The following is a 521-nucleotide window of genomic DNA, read 5'->3' as shown; positions in this document are numbered from 1 at the left end:
GTTCGAGATCGCCACGAAGGCGTCCGAGAGCACCGCCACCAGGCCGGTGGTCGTCATCATGCCGAGGATGCCCGCGTAGAGGGGGAACTGCAGCAGGATCTCGCCCACGTTGGACGCGGCCGACTGGGTGAGGCCGATCAGCTCGTGCGGGCTGCGCACCAGCAGCAGGATCAGCGCGAGGAAGGACCAGTTGACGATGTCCAGGGTGAGGGTGCCGCCGCCGACGAAGTGCATCACCAGATAGACCACGAGCATGGCGCCCACGAGGAGCGTGGGGACACGGGAGGCGTCGAGGCGGTCCGCCGGCGTCTCGATCTCCGGTGCGGGCACGGCGTCCTGGTCCCGCGCGTCGATCTCCAGCTCCACGATCCGGTCCCCGGCGCGCGGGGCGACGAGGAACAGGGCCAGGGCCACGACGAGCACGGTCACCACGGCGGCGGTGATGTTCCACCAGGAGAAGGTGGTCTCCGAGACCGGGACCGTCCGGCCGTCCAGGCTCTCCGTGAGGAACGAACCGGGGG

Annotated in this window: 1 protein-coding gene; it reads right to left on the bottom strand. The window is 69.9% G+C overall.

Features of this window, described 5'->3' with window-relative positions; all coding sequences use genetic code 11:
• The coding region (locus ACFWJO_RS38095) for a TIGR00366 family protein (RefSeq protein ID WP_386872737.1) at positions 1-521 on the bottom strand (521 nt) is incomplete at both ends.

It is taken from the genome of Streptomyces sp. NPDC127092, from assembly GCF_042722475.1.
In the GTDB taxonomy this organism is placed as follows: Bacteria; Actinomycetota; Actinomycetes; order Streptomycetales; family Streptomycetaceae; genus Streptomyces.
Note: the sequence above shows the minus strand (reverse complement) of the source record. Positions and strands in the feature narration are given on the sequence as shown.